At 69.2% G+C, this 15,222-nt stretch carries 14 protein-coding genes; 8 read left to right on the top strand and 6 right to left on the bottom strand.

Translation table 11 applies throughout. The features are described 5' to 3' along the window. Nucleotides 1-41: 41 nt before the first annotated feature. From LGM56_RS14305 to LGM56_RS14320, 4 genes are all read right to left on the bottom strand, one after another. Entirely contained in the window at nucleotides 42-1,427 is a 1,386-nt protein-coding gene (locus LGM56_RS14305) for an MFS transporter (RefSeq protein WP_413226775.1), read from the bottom strand. A 7-nt stretch (nucleotides 1,428-1,434) separates the two neighbouring features. Next, nucleotides 1,435-2,325, bottom strand: coding sequence for an isocitrate lyase/PEP mutase family protein (locus LGM56_RS14310; RefSeq protein WP_089499004.1), 891 nt, complete (start codon nucleotides 2,323-2,325; stop codon nucleotides 1,435-1,437). A gap of 8 nt (nucleotides 2,326-2,333) precedes the next feature. Next, nucleotides 2,334-3,224, bottom strand: a complete 891-nt coding sequence (locus tag LGM56_RS14315) for an amidohydrolase family protein (RefSeq protein WP_226205264.1) — start codon at nucleotides 3,222-3,224, stop codon at nucleotides 2,334-2,336. 71 nt (nucleotides 3,225-3,295) lie between these two features. Continuing rightward, a complete protein-coding gene (locus LGM56_RS14320; RefSeq protein ID WP_226205265.1) occupies nucleotides 3,296-4,567 on the bottom strand; it encodes an MFS transporter in 1,272 nt (423 codons plus the stop codon). A 149-nt stretch (nucleotides 4,568-4,716) separates the two neighbouring features. Here LGM56_RS14320 and LGM56_RS14325 point away from each other — a divergent pair, with 149 nt between their 5' ends. Further along, nucleotides 4,717-5,613: a LysR family transcriptional regulator gene (locus LGM56_RS14325; protein ID WP_089499007.1), complete on the top strand. Its 897-nt coding sequence runs from the start codon at nucleotides 4,717-4,719 to the stop codon at nucleotides 5,611-5,613. A gap of 182 nt (nucleotides 5,614-5,795) precedes the next feature. Here LGM56_RS14325 and LGM56_RS14330 read toward each other — a convergent pair whose 3' ends face one another. Next, nucleotides 5,796-6,656, bottom strand: a complete 861-nt coding sequence (locus LGM56_RS14330; protein ID WP_226205266.1) for a MaoC family dehydratase N-terminal domain-containing protein — start codon at nucleotides 6,654-6,656, stop codon at nucleotides 5,796-5,798. Nucleotides 6,657-6,968: 312 nt separating this feature from the next. Here LGM56_RS14330 and LGM56_RS14335 point away from each other — a divergent pair, with 312 nt between their 5' ends. The 7 genes from LGM56_RS14335 (at nucleotide 6,969) to LGM56_RS14365 (ending at nucleotide 13,579) form a co-directional block, all read left to right on the top strand. Continuing rightward, nucleotides 6,969-7,448 (top strand): MarR family winged helix-turn-helix transcriptional regulator, encoded by a 480-nt coding sequence (locus LGM56_RS14335; protein ID WP_206137821.1) that lies wholly within the window; start codon nucleotides 6,969-6,971, stop codon nucleotides 7,446-7,448. Then, entirely contained in the window at nucleotides 7,445-9,586 is a 2,142-nt protein-coding gene (locus LGM56_RS14340; protein ID WP_226205267.1) for an FUSC family protein, read from the top strand. The genes LGM56_RS14335 and LGM56_RS14340 overlap by 4 nt, the downstream gene beginning before the upstream one ends. Nucleotides 9,587-9,620: 34 nt before the next feature. After that, nucleotides 9,621-9,833, top strand: a complete 213-nt coding sequence (locus LGM56_RS14345) for a DUF1656 domain-containing protein (protein ID WP_011350409.1) — start codon at nucleotides 9,621-9,623, stop codon at nucleotides 9,831-9,833. 1 nt (nucleotide 9,834) lies between these two features. Beyond that, nucleotides 9,835-10,809 (top strand): efflux RND transporter periplasmic adaptor subunit, encoded by a 975-nt coding sequence (locus tag LGM56_RS14350; RefSeq protein WP_226205268.1) that lies wholly within the window; start codon nucleotides 9,835-9,837, stop codon nucleotides 10,807-10,809. Beyond that, nucleotides 10,806-12,290, top strand: a complete 1,485-nt coding sequence (locus LGM56_RS14355) for an efflux transporter outer membrane subunit (protein ID WP_226205269.1) — start codon at nucleotides 10,806-10,808, stop codon at nucleotides 12,288-12,290. Before LGM56_RS14350 ends, LGM56_RS14355 begins: the two co-directional genes overlap by 4 nt. A 188-nt stretch (nucleotides 12,291-12,478) precedes the next feature. After that, nucleotides 12,479-12,904, top strand: a complete 426-nt coding sequence (locus tag LGM56_RS14360; protein WP_089444605.1) for a TOBE domain-containing protein — start codon at nucleotides 12,479-12,481, stop codon at nucleotides 12,902-12,904. A gap of 84 nt (nucleotides 12,905-12,988) precedes the next feature. Further along, complete coding sequence (locus LGM56_RS14365; protein ID WP_226205271.1) at nucleotides 12,989-13,579, top strand: nitrogen fixation protein NifQ; 591 nt, start codon at nucleotides 12,989-12,991, stop codon at nucleotides 13,577-13,579. A 108-nt stretch (nucleotides 13,580-13,687) separates the two neighbouring features. On the opposite strand, the gene LGM56_RS14370 is transcribed toward LGM56_RS14365, so the two are convergent. Beyond that, on the bottom strand, nucleotides 13,688-14,749 hold the full coding sequence (locus LGM56_RS14370; protein WP_089499013.1) for a DMT family transporter: 1,062 nt from the start codon (nucleotides 14,747-14,749) through the stop codon (nucleotides 13,688-13,690). Between the last annotated feature and the right edge of the window lie 473 nt (nucleotides 14,750-15,222).

Genomic DNA, 15,222 nt, shown 5'->3' on the forward strand with positions numbered 1-15,222 from the left:
TTATTTATCCATAAGCGTTTCGCATGCTGCTGCGCACCAATTCAGCGCGGCGCGGCGGCGCCCACCGCTGGTCGCGCAGCCCGCACACGCCTGGCAGGATGGGTCTCCGGCATCCGCCAGTACACGACCAGCGAGATCGCCGCGCACGCGGCGACGTACCAGAAGAACATCGTCTCGTTGCCGCTCGCCTTCAGCCGCAGCGCAACGAATTCGGTCGTGCCGCCGAGGATCGCCGTCGTCAGCGCATAAGGCAACCCGACCGCCAGCGCGCGGATCTGCGGCGGAAACAGCTCGGCCTTCACCAGCATGTGCACCGATGTGAACCCGCTCAGCACGACCAGCCCCGCGAAGACCAGCGCGAACGCGGCGAGCGGTTCGTGCGCGTGCCCGAGTGCGGTGAAGATCGGCACCGACAGCAGCGTGCCGCCGATTCCGAACCACAGCAGCACCGGCCGGCGGCCGACGCGGTCCGATACGAGACCGAACAGCGGCTGCAGCGGCATGTACAGCAGCAGCGCAAGCGTGCAGATCCAGGTCGCCGTTTCCTTGTGCAGCCCGACCGAGTTGACGAGGTACTTCTGCATGTAGACCGTGTACGTGTAGAACGCGACGGTGCCGCCGACCGTGATGCCGATCGCGAGCAGCAGCTCGCGCCAGTGTGCCGCGAGGTCGGCCGTCATGCGCGTCTTCGCCGCGCGCGCCCGGCTGGCGATGAACGCGTCGCTCTCCACGACGTTGCGGCGCATGTAGAGTGCGAACAGCGCGAGCACGCCGCCGACGAAGAATGGAATCCGCCAGCCCCAGCGTTCGAGGTCGTGCGTGCCGGCGAAGATCCGTTGCATCGCGAGCATCAGGCCGAGTGCGACGAGCTGTCCGGCGACCACGCTCACCTGCAGGAAGCCGACGTAGAAACCGCGCCGGTTCGGCGGTGCGATCTCGCTCAGGTAAGTCGCGCTGGTGCCGTATTCGCCGCCCATGCTGAGCCCCTGCAGCAGCCGCGCGGCGACGAGCAGCGCCGGCGCGAGCACACCGATCGTCGCGTAGCTGGGCGTGACGGCGATCAGCATCGATCCCGCGCACATCGCGAGCACCGATTTCGTCAGCGCGGCCTTGCGCCCGCGCCGGTCCGCATAGAGGCCGACGAGCCAGCTGCCCGCCGGCCGCGCGACATAGCCGACCGCCGCGATCGCCGCGGTGTTCATCAGCTGCACGGTCGGCCGGTCGGCCGGAAAGAACGCCGGCGCGAAGTAGATCGAGAAGATGCTGTACGCGAGAAAGTCGTACCACTCGATCAGGTTGCCGGCCAGGCCGCCGACGATCGAACCGATGCGCGGCGGCCCGCCTGCCGCCCCGGTGGGGGAAGTTGCCAAGGTTGTCTCCTGTTCGTTCTGGATCGGGCGGCCGGCTTGCGGCCGCCCGTGCCGCACGCGGGCGTTACGGCTGCCGTGCGGCCGCGTAGCGCGCGTCGAGCCCGTCGAAGCGCGCCTTGTCGACGAGCCGCTGCCGTTCGGCGAACGGCGCGACGAGCGCCGGATCCTCGTCGAGCCGGCCCGTGTCGCGCAGCGTCGTCAGGGCCGCCTGCATCCCGCGCACCGCGCCCTGCAGCGCGGCGTTCGCATACAGCACCACGCCATAGCCGAGGCGCGCCAGTTCGTCGCGCGAGCGGGTCGGCGTCTTGCCGCCGATCACGATGTTGATGAGCTGCGGCGTATCGAACAGTGCGGGCAACCGCTCGACGTCCTCCGGCGTGTCCATCGCCTCGATGAACAGCACGTCGGCGCCGGCCGCCGCGTAGCGGTGCGCGCGCTCGATCGCGTCGTCGATGCCGTGCACGGCCGCCGCATCGGTGCGGGCGACGATCAGCAGGTTCGGATCGACGCGCGCGTCGACGGCCGCCTTCAGCTTGCCGACCATTTCCGCGGCCGGGATCACTTCCTTGCCCGCGAAGTGGCCGCATTTCTTCGGCAATACCTGGTCCTCGAGCTGGATCGCGTCCGCGCCGCTGCGCTCGAGCGTGCGCACCGTATGCAGCACGTTCAGCGCGTTGCCGAAACCCGTATCGGCATCGACCATCAGCGGCAGGTCGACGGCGTCGCGCACGCGTGCGGTGTGCTCGGCCAGCTCGCCGAGCCCGACGAAGCCGAGATCCGGCAGGCCGAGCGACATGTTGGTGACACCCGCGCCGCTCAGGTACAGCGCGTCGAAGCCGAGATCGGCGGCGATCCGCGCGCTCAGCGCGTTGAACGTGCCGGCAACGAGCAATCCCTCGCGGGCGGCGATGCTGCGCCGGAACGCAGCGCGACGAAGGGCGGTGTGATCGGTCATGCAGGGCCTCATTGGTCGAAACGGAACAGGGTAAGCGGCGTATCGCGCAGCACGCGCGTGCGCTCGCCGGGGTCGGGCAGCCAGCGTTCGAGCGCCGCGCAGGTCGCGCCGAAATCGACACGCTCGCGATGCTGCGTATGCGGCCAGTCGCTGCCCCACACGAGCCGCTCCGCCGTGAACGCGGCGCGCAGCGCCTGCGCGGCGCCGAGCGCCGCGTCGGTGCCGTCGCCGGCCAGGCTGTTGCGATAGGCGGCCGACAGCTTGACCCACACGCGCCCGGTGTCGGCCAGCGACAGCAGGTGGCGGAAGCCGGGATCGCGCTCGCCGAGCGTCGGCGACGGGCGGCCGAAATGGTCGATCACGAGCGTGCACGACTGCGCGAGCAGGCTCGCGGCGATCGCATCCAGGTCGGCCGCATCGCGATGGATCTCGACATGCCAGCCGAGCGCATTGACGCGCGCGAACAGCGCGCGCCATGCCCGCGTTCCGAAGTCCGGAATCGGCAGGCCGACCAGGTTGAGCCGCATGCCCACGACGCCCGCGCGGTCCAGCGCGGCGAGCGCGTCGTCGTCGATCCCCGGATCGACGACCGCGACGCCGCGAAAGCGGCTCGGGTAGCGCCGCAGCACGTCGACGAAGAACGCGTTGTCGGTGCCGAGAAAGCTCGGCTGCACCAGCACCGCATGCGTGATGTCATGCGCGGCGAGATGCGCGACGTACGCGTCCAGCGACGCGTCGTAATCGGGCGCATGGCGCACGACCGGCGCGAGCGGCAGACCGCGCGCAAACACGTGCGCATGCGCGTCGATCGCCGCGACGGCGGCCGCCGACGCGTACCACGCGGTGACATTCGGCACCGATGAAACCGGCTCAACCGGCGGATTCACTGCTCGATCCATGACGACTGCCTGCAAGATGTACCCGGCCCGCATCGCGGGTGACGGGCGACGGAATGAACGAAGGACGAAAACTACAGCGAGGCGCGGGCCTGCACGTCGCCGTCGGCGCCGGGCCCGGCCACCGCGTCGGGCAACCGGCGCCCGCGCGTTTCCGGCAGGAACCACACCGCAATCACGACCAGCCCGTATGCGATGCCCGCATCGATGCCGAGCGCCGTGCCGAGCGGCATCGATGCGCCCATGTGCCCGACCAGCACCGGGAAGCCGGCCGATGCGATGCGGCCGAAGTTGTAGCAGAAGCCGACGCCGCGCCCGCGCACGTTCTGCGGATACAGCTCGTTGAACAGCGTGCCGAGCGTCGCCGGAATGCCGGCCGAGAACAGGCCGAGCGGGAACCCGAGCAGCAGCATCGCGATGTCGTTCAGCGGCAGGAATACGTACAGGTTCACCGTCACCGCGCAACACGCGGCGAACAGCATCACGTTGCGGCGCCGGCCGATCCGGTCCTGCAGATAGGCGCTGACGAAGCAGCCGCAGATGAACGCGACGATCACGACCGCGAGATACGCCCCCGTGCCGAGCACCGACAGGTGCCGCTCGGTCTTCAGGTAGGTCGGCAGCCAGATCGTGATCGCGTGATAGCCGCCGTGCGCGCCGACGCCGATCAGGCCGCCGACGATCGTCGCGCGCAGCACCGAACGGTCGAAGATGCCCACCGTCGGCGCATCGTCCGCGTGCACCCGCGCGGGGTGCGCGCGCGGCGGCTCGGAAATCGCACGGCGGATATACAGCACCAGCAGCGCGGGCAGCGCGCCGATCGCAAACAGCACGCGCCACGCCCATTCGGCCGGCAGCCACGCGAACACGATCATGTACAGCAGCACCGCCGCGCCCCAGCCGAATCCCCACGCGCTCTGCACGACGCCCATCGCCTTGCCGCGATGGCGTGCGCCGACCGTCTCGGCGAGCAGCACCGCGCCCGCCGTCCATTCGCCGCCGAAACCGAGGCCCTGCAGCGCCTTCAGCACAAGCAACTGCTCGAAGTTCTGCGCGAACGCGCTCAGGAACGTGAATGCGGAGAACCAGCACACGGTGATCTGCAGCGCGCGCACGCGCCCGTAGCGATCCGCGATCACGCCGGCCAGCAGGCCGCCCAGCGCGCCCGACACGAGCGTCGCGCCGCCGATCAGGCCGGCCTGCCCCTTGCCGATGCTCCAGGTCGCGAGCAGCGCCGGAATCACGAGGCTGAACATCTGGGTATCGAGGCCGTCGAGCGCCCAGCCGGCAAAGCAGCCGCGCAACGTGCGCCGTTCGGTCGTCGATAGTTCGCGCGTCCAGTTCAACGGAGGTCTCCTCGTGTCGTCGCCGTGCGCCGCGTCGTCGCGCCGCTTACCGGAGGCGCCGCCTGTCTCGGCGACGCTTGATGTGCATCCTATGAATCATTTGGATAATTCGCTACTATGTTTCGAATAATTATTCATAACACATGCTTATGGAAATCAGGCACGTTCGCTACTTCCTCGCGATCGCGGATGCCGGCAGCTTCACACGCGCGGCCAGCGAACTCGGCATTGCGCAGCCGGCGCTCAGCCAGGCGCTGAACCGGATGGAGAAGGAGCTGGGGGTCAGGCTGTTCGACCGGTCACGGCGCGGCGCGGCGCTCACGCCGGCCGGGCTCGCGATGGTCGACGACCTGCGCCTGAGCGTCGCGCGGCTCGACGCGGCCGCGCACCGGGCAGGCGAGATCGGCGCGCAGCGCGCCGGGCGCCTGACGATCGGCTTCGTCAGCGCCGCGCTGTTCGACACGCTGCCGCGCGCGATCCGCGCGTTGCGCGAGAGCGCGCCCGACGTGGAGCTCGTGATGAGCGAGATGAGCAATGCCGAGCAGGCGATCGCGCTCGAGCGCGGCGAGATCGATATCGGGCTGCTGCATACGCCGGTCGCGGTCAACGGCAGGATGCGCGAGAAGCTGATCCGGCGCGATCCGCTCGTCGCGGTGCTGCCGAAGGATTTCCCGCGCCAGCCGGGCGGCGCCGTCACGCTGGCCGAGCTTGCCGCGGCCGGCCTCGTGTGGTTTCCGCACGATCAGCTGCCACTGATCCGCGCCGGCATCCTCAGCGCGTTCCGCCAGGCCGGCCATGCGGTGGACATCGTGCTCGACGTCAACCGCACGCTGACCGTGGTCGCGTGCGTCGCCGCCGGATGCGGCGTATCGCTGCTGCCGCGCTCGATCCATGCGTTCGCCTTCGACGGCGTTGTATACAGCCCGATCCGCGACGGCGCCGCACTGCCGAATTTCGAACTGAGCGCGATCTGGCCGGCCCGGTCGCGCCCGACGCTCGCGGACCGCTTCGCCGCGCTGTTGCCGTCGGCCGACACGCGCGCCTGAGCGGCATGCGGCCGGGCGTGACGCGGCAAGCGTTCCGGCAACCGCCCGGGATGACACAGGCGCGCCGACGAACCGCACGGCCTTCCTCGGCACGAATCCGATCGGCTCCCGTTCGTCATGCCGTTCGTCAACCCCGTTCGACGACGCACCGCGCTCTGTATGCCCCGCGCTCGCCTGTCGCGTTACGCCAGGGTCGCCGTGGCCTGCATCGTCAGCCAGCCGTCGCGATCCTTCGCCCACAGCTCGATCGTCCGGCCATCATCCGACGGCTTGCCGCATAGCGTGAACGGCTCCCCGTCGAACGTCGGGCGCACCGCGCGGAACGCGAAGCTCGCGAGCGTCGCGTCGGGCCGTTCGCGATGCACGAGATCGACGAGCAGCGTCGCGATCAGCGGGCCATGCACGACGAGCCCCGGATAGCCCTCCTCCTGCGTCACGTAGCTGCGGTCGTAGTGGATGCGGTGACCGTTGAAGGTCAGCGCCGAATAGCGGAACAGCATCACCGCGTCGGCCGTGACCGTGCGCGACCACGTCTCGCCTGCCGGCGCCGCGACCGGCTTCGACGCCGGCGCGCCCGGCTGCGGCGCATCGCGATAGACGATGTCGTGCTCCTCCTCGACACACAGCTCACCGTCACACTCGACCCGGTGCTGCACCGTCACGAAGACGAGCCGGCCGCTGCGGCCCGTCTTGTCCTCGAGGTTCTCGATCGTCGATTCGCGCGTCGCGCGCCGCCCCGTGCGCAGCGGCGCATGGAAAGTCAGGCGGCCGCCGGCCCACATGCGGCGCGGCAGCGGCACGGGCGGCAGGAAGCCGCCGCGCTTCGGATGGCCATCGGGGCCAACTTCAGCCAGTGGCGCGACGGGCAGGAAATAGAGCCAGTGCCACATCGGCGGCACGACGTCGCCGGGTGACGGGCGGTCGAGCGTGGCGGCCAGCGCGTTCAGCGGAAACGCGGTGATGTCGTCGCCGAGCGTTTCGGTCTTGCCCAGCCACGCGTCGAGCGACGTCGGGGCGGGCGGCTGCGAGGATGAAGGGGACACGTGCGGAATCTCCAGGTGGCTTGCAACGGCCTCAATATGCATGCCGCGCGCCGTTTCGCGAAGCCGGATTTGCCGAACCCCGGCTTCGAACCTGCCTGACCCGCGAGCGGCCCTGCCGGACGACTTTCATCTGACCATTCGATCGCAGCCGCCAAACGCACCGCCCGTGCCGGCAAAACCTTACAGCTTGACCATCCCCGGCACGCCGCCTAAATTGCATCAGATGGGCCTGCCGCGCCGCGTGTGACGTGTCATCCGGGTGACAAAAACGATAGTTTGCTATCGAATTAATTTGCCCCTATCATCTCGCCCATGACCAATCTGCACGACCTCCGCCTCGCCGTCAGCAGCCTTCTCGTGCTGTCCGCGCGCAAGTGGCGCCGCACCAGTGACGGCGTGCTGACTACGTACAACGTGTCCGAGGCGTGCGCGACGCCGCTGCTGATCGCCGGGCGCCTCGGCGAAGGCGTGCGCCAGGGCACGCTCGCCGAATACGTCGGCATCGAAGGGCCATCGCTCGTGCGCCTGCTCGACCAGCTGTGCGCGGCCGGCCTCGCGCGCCGCGACGAGGATCCGCACGACCGTCGCGCGAAAACGATCTCGCTGACGGCCGCCGGCCGCGCGGTCACCGCGAAGATGGAGGAAGACCTGCGCGTGCTGCGCGCGCAGGTGCTCAAGGGTGTCACGCGCGCCGATCTCGAAGCGACGCTGCGCGTGCTCGACGCCTTCAATGCGTCCGAGCCGCACACGCCCGCCGCGCGCGCCTCTCACACCGGTGACGCCACGTCATGACCTACCCGAGCCTTCGCGACTGGCTGTTCTCGGGCAAGACGTTCGCCGCGTCGATGCTGGCGCTGTATCTCGGCCTGTATTTCCAGTTGCCGCGCCCGTACTGGGCGATGGCGAGCGTCTACATCGTGTCGAACCCGTTCGTCGGCGCGACGCGCTCGAAGGCGCTGTATCGCGCGCTCGGCACGGCGCTCGGCGCGGCCGCCGCGATCTTCTTCGTGCCGCCGTTCGTCGAGACGCCGCTGCTGTTCGCGATCATCGTCGCCACCTGGTGCGGCACGCTGCTCTACCTCGCGATCTCCGATCGCACCGCGCGCAGCTATGTGTTCATGCTCGCCGGCTACACGATGCCGCTGGTCGCGCTGCCGACCGTGACCGATCCGTCCACCGTGTTCGACGTCGCGATCGCACGTACCGAGGAGATCGTGCTCGGCATCGTGTGCGCGAGCGTGGTGGGCAGCGCGATCTTCCCGAACCGGCTCGCGCCGACGCTGATCGAGCGCACCGACGCGTGGTTCAAGGATGCCGCGTTCTACGGCCGCGAGACGCTGTCCGGGCACATCGCCGGCAAGGCGCTGTCCGCGTGCCGGCAACGCCTCGCGGCGACCATCACGGGCCTCGAATTCCTGCTGAGCCAGCTGAGCTACGACCATGCGCACCCGCGCATCCTCGCGCGCGCGCAGGCGCTCGCGGGCCGGATGCAGCTGTTCCTGCCGCTGATGTCGTCGCTCGCCGATCCGTTGATCGCGCTGATGCGCGACCTGCATATCCGGCCGGCCGGGCTCGACGAGTTGCTTGCCGATGCCGCGACATGGTTCGACGCGCCGCTGCCGGCCGTCCGGGCCGGCGCCGACGGCGACATGACCGACGACCCGGTCGCGCAACGCCTGCGCGAACGCATCGCCGCGCTGCAGCCGGCCGACGACGCGCTCGCGAGCTGGGACGGCGCGCTGCTGTCGAACGCGCTGTGGCGGCTGCGCCAGGTCATCGACATCTGGCAGGACTGCCGCTCGCTGCGCGCGCTGATCGGCAACGAAGCGGGCGTCTGGCAGCCGCGCTACCGGCACTGGCGGCTTGGCGGCACCGAGCGCTTCTTCGATCGCGGGATGATGCTGTTCTCGACGCTGACCGTCGTCGCCGCGATCGTGTTCGCGAGCTGGCTGTGGATCGCGTCCGGCTGGCACGACGGCGCCGCCGCCGTCACGCTCGTGGCCGTGTCGTGCAGCTTCTTCGCCGCGCTCGACGAGCCGGCGCCGCTGGTGTTCAAGTTCTTCCTCGCGACGACCGCGAGCGTCGTGTTCGCGGGCCTGTACCTGTTCGTCGTGCTGCCGCACGTGCACGATTTCGCGATGCTCGTCGTGATGTTCGCGGGCCCATTCATCCTGATCGGCACGCTGCTGCCGCGCCCGCAGTTCAACATGGTGACGATGCTCGTCGCCGTGAACACGGCCACCTTCATCAGCATCCAGGGTGCGTACGACGCCGATTTCTTCGTGTTCCTGAACAGCAACCTCGCGGGTGTCGCCGGGCTGCTCTTTGCCTATGTATGGACGCGCGCGACGCGGCCGTTCGGTGCGGAACTCGCGGTGCGGCGCCTGCTGCGCTCGGGCTGGGAAGATGTCGCGCGTTCCGCGTCGACGCAGCCGCTCGACGACCAGCGCAACCACGCATCGCGGATGCTCGACCGCGTCACGCATCTGCTGCCGCGCCTCGGCGCGTCCGACGATCATCGCCACCCGTCGATCGAGAGCTTCCGCGACCTGCGCATCGCGCTCAATGCGCTCGACCTGCGCCGCTCGCGCCGCCGGCTGTCCGGCGACGTGCCCGACGCGATCGATCGCGTGCTGGCCGGCGTCACCGACCACTACGAACGCTGCGCCGCCGCGAACGCGCGCCAGCCGGCACCGCCCGCGCTGCTTGCAACGATCGACGATGCGCTGCGCCGCGTCGCGGGCCGCAACCTGCCGGGCGCCGCGCCGGCCGACGACGGCACGGCGCCCACCGCGCCCGCCGCACCGGCCACGCCCGCCACGCATCGCCGGCTGCGCGACACGCTGCACGCGCTCGTCGGCCTGCGCCTGTCGCTGTATCCGGCCGCGGCCGGGCAGCCGCCGCAGGCGCCGGACGGAGCCCGCGCATGATCCCGCTTTCCCATCCGTCCTTCCGACCGCGACCATGATCGGCGAAATCGACATCTTCGGCGTATTCGTGCCGGCCCCGCTCGTGCTGATGCTGATCGCCTACCTGATCAACATCGTCGTGCGCGCCGTGCTCGAGCGCGTCGGCTTCTACCGCCTCGTCTGGCACCGTTCGATCTTCGACCTCGGCATCTACGTGTTCGTGTTTGCCGCCGTCGTGATCGTGTCCCACCATCTCGTGGCTACCTAACGTGAAAAAAACCTGGCTCTCGGCAGGGCAAATCCTGCTCACCCTGATCGTCGTCGTCGTGGCGGCCATCGTGCTGTGGCGCATCGTCAACTACTACATGTTCTCGCCGTGGACCCGCGACGGTCACGTGCGCGCCGACGTGATCCAGGTCGCGCCGGACGTGGCGGGCCTCATCACGTCGGTGCAGGTCGCCGACAACCAGGAGGTCAAGCGCGGCCAGGTGCTGTTCGTGATCGACCAGGCGCGCTACGCGCTCGCTGAACGGCTCGCCGAAGCCACGCTCGCGCAGCGCCGCGCGACGCTCGCGCAGGCGAAGCGCGAGTACGCCCGCAACCTGCAGCTCGGCAACCTGGTCGCGAGCGAGCAGGTCGAGGAAAGCCGCACGCGCGTCGAACAGGGCGAAGCGGCCGTCGCCGATGCGCAGGTGTCGCTCGACACCGCGAAGCTGAACCTGCAGCGCACGACGATCGTCAGTCCCGTGGACGGCTACCTGAACGACCGCGCGCCGCGCGTCGGCGAATACGTGCCGGCCGGCCGCGCGGTGCTGTCGGTCGTCGACCGCAATTCGTTCCGCGTCGACGGCTACTTCGAGGAAACCAAGCTGCGCGGCATCCACATCGGCCAACAGGTCGACATCATCGTGATGGGCGAGCCGCGTGCGCTGCGCGGCCACGTGCAGAGCATCGTCGCCGCGATCGAGGATCGCGACCGCACGCAGGGCGCGAACCTGCTGCCGAACGTGAACCCCGCATTCAGCTGGGTGCGGCTCGCGCAGCGCGTGCCGGTGCGCGTCGTGCTCGACGAGGTACCCGACGATTTCCGGATGATCGCGGGCCGTACCGCGACCGTCTCGATGCGCGAAGCCGACACGCGCCGCAACCACCAAACGAAGCCGGCGGCCGGCGCGTCGGCGGTCGCCGCACCGGTATCGACGGCTTCCGGCACGGCCGCCAGCGCGACAGGAGCATCGCAATGAAGCGGCACGGTCTGCGCCTCGCCGCGACGCTCGCGCCGCTTGCGCTCGCACTCGGCGCGTGCAAGTCCGTCGGCCCCGATTACACGCTGCCGCAGCAGGCGTACGTGAATGCGCCGCTCGCGAACCATGCGCTCGACGATGCGAACGGCACGCTCGTGTCGCGCGACGCCGTGCCCGGCAACTGGTGGCAGCTCTACGACGACCCCGTGCTCAACGCGCTCGTGCGCGATGCACTGAAGTCGAACACCGACCTGCGCGTCGCCGCGGCCAACCTCGCGCGTTCGCGCGCGGCGCTGGAAGTCGCAAGCCAGCAGGGTGGCTTCTCGGGCGGCGCGGAAGCCGCCGTGCAGCGCGCCCAGGAGTCGGCCGAGCAATACCTGCTCGAGAACAAGCTGCCGGTCGTCAACGAAGGCGCGGTCGGCATCAACGTGTCGTACGAGATCGACCTGTTCGGCAAGCTGCGGCGCGGCGTCGAAGCCGCGCGCGCGGACAGCGAAGCCGTCAGGGCCGCCGGCGACCTGGCGCGCATCACGGTCGTCGCCGACGTCGTGCGTGCGTACGTCGAATCGTGCTCGGCCGGCGACGAGCTGGCTGTCGCGAAGCAGTCGCTCGCGCTGCAGAAGCAGCGCGTCGCGCTATCGCAGCGGCTGCGCGATGCCGGGCGCGGCAACCAGACCGACGTGACGCGCGGCGTGACGCAGGTGCGCACCCTCGCCGCCGATATCCCGCGCTTCGAAGGCCGCCGCAAGGTCGCGCAATACCAGCTCGCCGCGCTGCTCGCGCGTTCGCCGGCCGACCTGCCGAAGGCCGTTGCCGAATGCGAGCGCCTGCCGAAGCTGCGCCAGCCGATTCCGATCGGCGACGGCGCCGCACTGCTGCGCCGCCGCCCAGACGTGCGCGCAGCCGAGCGGCAACTCGCGGCCGCGACCGCGCGGATCGGCGTGGCGACCGCCGCGCTGTACCCGTCGATCAGCATCGGCGCGTCGGCCGGCTCGGTCGGTGTCGCCGCCGACCTGTTCTCGTCCACGACGAATCGCTGGTCGTTCGGCCCGCTGATCAGCTGGTCGTTCCCGGTCAACGGCCAGCGTGCCCGCGTACGCGAGGCCGAAGCCGCGACGGGTGGCGCGCTCGCGCACTTCGACGGCGTCGTGCTGAACGCGCTGCGCGAAACGCAGTCGAGCCTCGCAACCTATGCGGCCGACGTGCAGCGCACGGAAGCGCTGCGTACTGCGTATGAATCGGCACGCAATTCCGCCGACGAAACGCATCGCCTCTATCTGGCCGGCCGCGAGTCGTTTATCTCCGATCTCGACGCGACGCGTACGCTGACGAGCGCGCAGGCGCAGGTGGCAGCCGCCGAAGGCCAGGTCGCGACCGACCAGGTGCGGCTCTTCCTCGCGCTTGGCGGGGGGTGGGAATCCGACGGTACGACGGCCGCACCGGACGCCCGTCCCGCCGCGACACCCGCGACCAGCGAGTAATCACGGCAGCGCTGTCATCTTCAGTACATCACGCGCACCTGGCTGAACGCTCGGCGGCGGCGGGCTTTCCTGATTCGCGCCATAGCGTCGGAAGGACGACGAACCCCCACGTTGACGGTAAACTGGCCGATGCATTTCCATTCATCTTTCGCCGCTGCCCCCCAGCGGCATCCACCCGGAGATCCATCATGCGAACCAGCGCCCGCAACCATTTCGCCGGCCAGGTCAGCGCCGTCAAGACCGGTGCCGTCAACGACGAAATCACGCTCCGCACGCAGGACGGCCTCGACATCGTCGCCGTGATCACCCACGGCAGCGCGGCTTCGCTGGGCCTCGCGGCCGGCTCGAAGGCATTCGCACTCGTGAAGGCGTCGTCGGTGATCGTGATGGTCGACGTCGACAGCAGCAAGGTGTCGGCCCGCAACTGCGTCGCGGGCACCGTATCGTCGGTCGCGAAAGGCGCGGTCAATTCGGAAGTCGTGATCCAGGCCGCGGGCGGCGCCGAGATCGTCGCGATCGTCACCAACGACAGCGTCGATCGCCTCGGCCTCGCGAGCGGCACGGCCGCGTCCGCGATCTTCAAGGCATCGAGCGTGATCGTCGGCGTCGAATGAACGCATGACGATTGCGATGGCAACCCGTTTGGCACCGCACATTCACGCGAATCGCGACGTGCGGCTGCCGGTCGGATGCATGCGATGACAACCGCGTTCGATCACGCTCGGCAACGGGCGCTGCAGTCGTTGCTGTCCGCGGCGGCCAGTGCCGACACACCCGATGCACGCCTGTTCGGCGCACTCGTTGCGGCACGCGCGCGCCGCAACGAACTCGGGCTGCTCGGCCTGTCTCGTCGTCAACTGGCCGGCCTGCTGACGCGGCAGTTTCCGCACCTGCCTGCGGCCGATGTCGCAGCGCTCGCGCCAACGGCCGCGATGGCAGTGCTGCCATCCCCTCACGCGGCGTTCGTCGCAACGCTGCACACGCGGCTGATGAACGACGCGAATCCCGCCGCCGACCGCGACGACGCCGGCTTTCTCGCGTCGATCATCGCGCACGCCTGCCTTCGCCCCGATCATCTGTGGCGCGATCTCGGGCTCGACGGGCGCGACGCGGTATCCGCGATGCTCGATCGCTATTTCCCCGCGCTTGCCGCGCGCAACGTCGCTCACCTGCGCTGGAAGAAATTCCTCGCACAGGAAGTGGCCGCCGCGCTCGATGTACCGTCGGGCCCCGCCCCCGGGTGCCCGGGCTGCGAGGATTTCGGCTTTTGCTTTCCCCACGCGCGATAACCACCGCGGCTGCCGGGCTGCTCATTCGAGTCGTCGCATCGCTATCCGGAGAACCCGCCCCATAAACGGTTACCTTGCGCACCGTATCGCCTGCTGGTCATGACGCGCTCAATGCCGGTGCCGGTGATGAATGTCCGGAAAATGCGCATGGCTGTGCGTGATTGGCAGATGCACGTGCGGATGCGTGTGCGGTTCGTTGCCGTCGTACGCAAAATCGTGCGCATGCTGATGATGTTCGTCGTGCCGATGCCGATGCGTGTGCTCGAGTGGCTCGTGCGTGTGCGTGTGTTCATGTCGTTCGCGAACGTGCAGCCAGATCCCGAGCGCCATCAGCACGGCAGCGATCCAGAACGTCCCGGGCGGCAGCGCGGGCCAGATCAGCAGCGACAGCACGACGCCGAACAGCGGCGCGATCGAGAAATATGCGCCCGTGCGCGCGCTGCCGAGATGACGCAGTGCGACGACGAACAGCACGAGGCTGATCCCGTAGCCGCCGAGCCCCGTCAGCATCGCGGCAGCCGTGACCGGGACAGCCGGCAGCGTCGCGCCGGTCGCCAGCGCGATGCCGATGTTCACGGGGCCGGCGATCAGCCCCTTCGCGCACGCGATGACCATCGCATCGTTTGCGGCCACCTTGCGGGTCAGGTTGTTGTCGACCGCCCAGCACAGGCATGCGCCGACGATCAGCAGCGCGCCGACCGGCACGCCTGCGTGGCCCGGCGTCCACGACAGCAGCGTGCCGCCGGCGACGATCGCGACCATTCCGAGGAACACCTGCGAATCCACGTTCTCGCGAAACACGACCCACGCGATGACGGCCGTCAGCACGCCCTCGAGATTGAGCAGCAACGCACTCGTCGCCGCTGGCGTGCTCGACAGCCCGAGCATCAGCAACGCCGGGCCGGCCACCCCGCCCGCCGCAATCGCGCCGGCCAGCCAAGGCAGGTCTGCACGCTGCAGCGGCGCGGCGCCTGCGGTCGTCGCCTGCCGGTTGTGCAGGCGACGAAGCAGGATCCCGATACCGAGCCCGACGCCGCTGCCGAGATAGAACAGGCCGGCGACCATGAACGGCGACATCGCGCCGATCAGCGCCTTGGCGAGCGGTGTCGCGGCGCCGAACAGCGCGGCAGCGGTGAGCGCGACGAGAATCGCGGAATGTCTCGAGTGCATGATCCGGTTCGAATTGACGTTGAAAGACGCTGGCCGTCGCAGCGGGTTGCGTCGCGGTGGGCTTTTCGACCTTTCGCAATGCAAGCTGCATGGCAGCCGGCGAGCTTGCGTGCGACCTGACGACATCGACGAGATTATCGCGCGTCAGCATGTCACGATGACCGAGTGGGATCGTCCACGCGTCAGTCGATGGTTTCGGCATGCCTTTATTTTAGGAACACGAATCAATCGAAAGAAGCGTCGCCGTATGCGCGGCATGCGTACCGTTCATGCGCAAACGACACAGTCGAGACAACGCGCGTGCAGCATCGATCGGCGAACTTTCTTCGTCCGGTCGCGTGGTCTGTTCGAGGTGGGATAGATAAGCGCCCGGCACGTCGAGCACCGGTGGGAGCAGTCCTGACCTCCCTCGGTCGAGGCAGGTCGGACTGTCGGGTCATTCACCGCAGGCGATGTGCCTGCGGGAAAGCGCC

This window comes from Burkholderia sp. AU38729 (assembly GCF_020419725.1).
GTDB lineage: Bacteria > Pseudomonadota > Gammaproteobacteria > Burkholderiales > Burkholderiaceae > Burkholderia.

Coding starts and splice junctions, on each gene's coding strand:
- LGM56_RS14365 (WP_226205271.1), top strand. CDS start 12,989: ATGACAACCGCGTTCGATCACGCTCGGCAACGGGCGCTGCAGTCGTTG.
- LGM56_RS14315 (WP_226205264.1), bottom strand. CDS start 3,224: ATGGATCGAGCAGTGAATCCGCCGGTTGAGCCGGTTTCATCGGTGCCG.
- LGM56_RS14370 (WP_089499013.1), bottom strand. CDS start 14,749: ATGCACTCGAGACATTCCGCGATTCTCGTCGCGCTCACCGCTGCCGCG.
- LGM56_RS14335 (WP_206137821.1), top strand. CDS start 6,969: ATGACCAATCTGCACGACCTCCGCCTCGCCGTCAGCAGCCTTCTCGTG.
- LGM56_RS14355 (WP_226205269.1), top strand. CDS start 10,806: ATGAAGCGGCACGGTCTGCGCCTCGCCGCGACGCTCGCGCCGCTTGCG.
- LGM56_RS14310 (WP_089499004.1), bottom strand. CDS start 2,325: ATGACCGATCACACCGCCCTTCGTCGCGCTGCGTTCCGGCGCAGCATC.
- LGM56_RS14325 (WP_089499007.1), top strand. CDS start 4,717: ATGGAAATCAGGCACGTTCGCTACTTCCTCGCGATCGCGGATGCCGGC.
- LGM56_RS14340 (WP_226205267.1), top strand. CDS start 7,445: ATGACCTACCCGAGCCTTCGCGACTGGCTGTTCTCGGGCAAGACGTTC.
- LGM56_RS14360 (WP_089444605.1), top strand. CDS start 12,479: ATGCGAACCAGCGCCCGCAACCATTTCGCCGGCCAGGTCAGCGCCGTC.
- LGM56_RS14345 (WP_011350409.1), top strand. CDS start 9,621: ATGATCGGCGAAATCGACATCTTCGGCGTATTCGTGCCGGCCCCGCTC.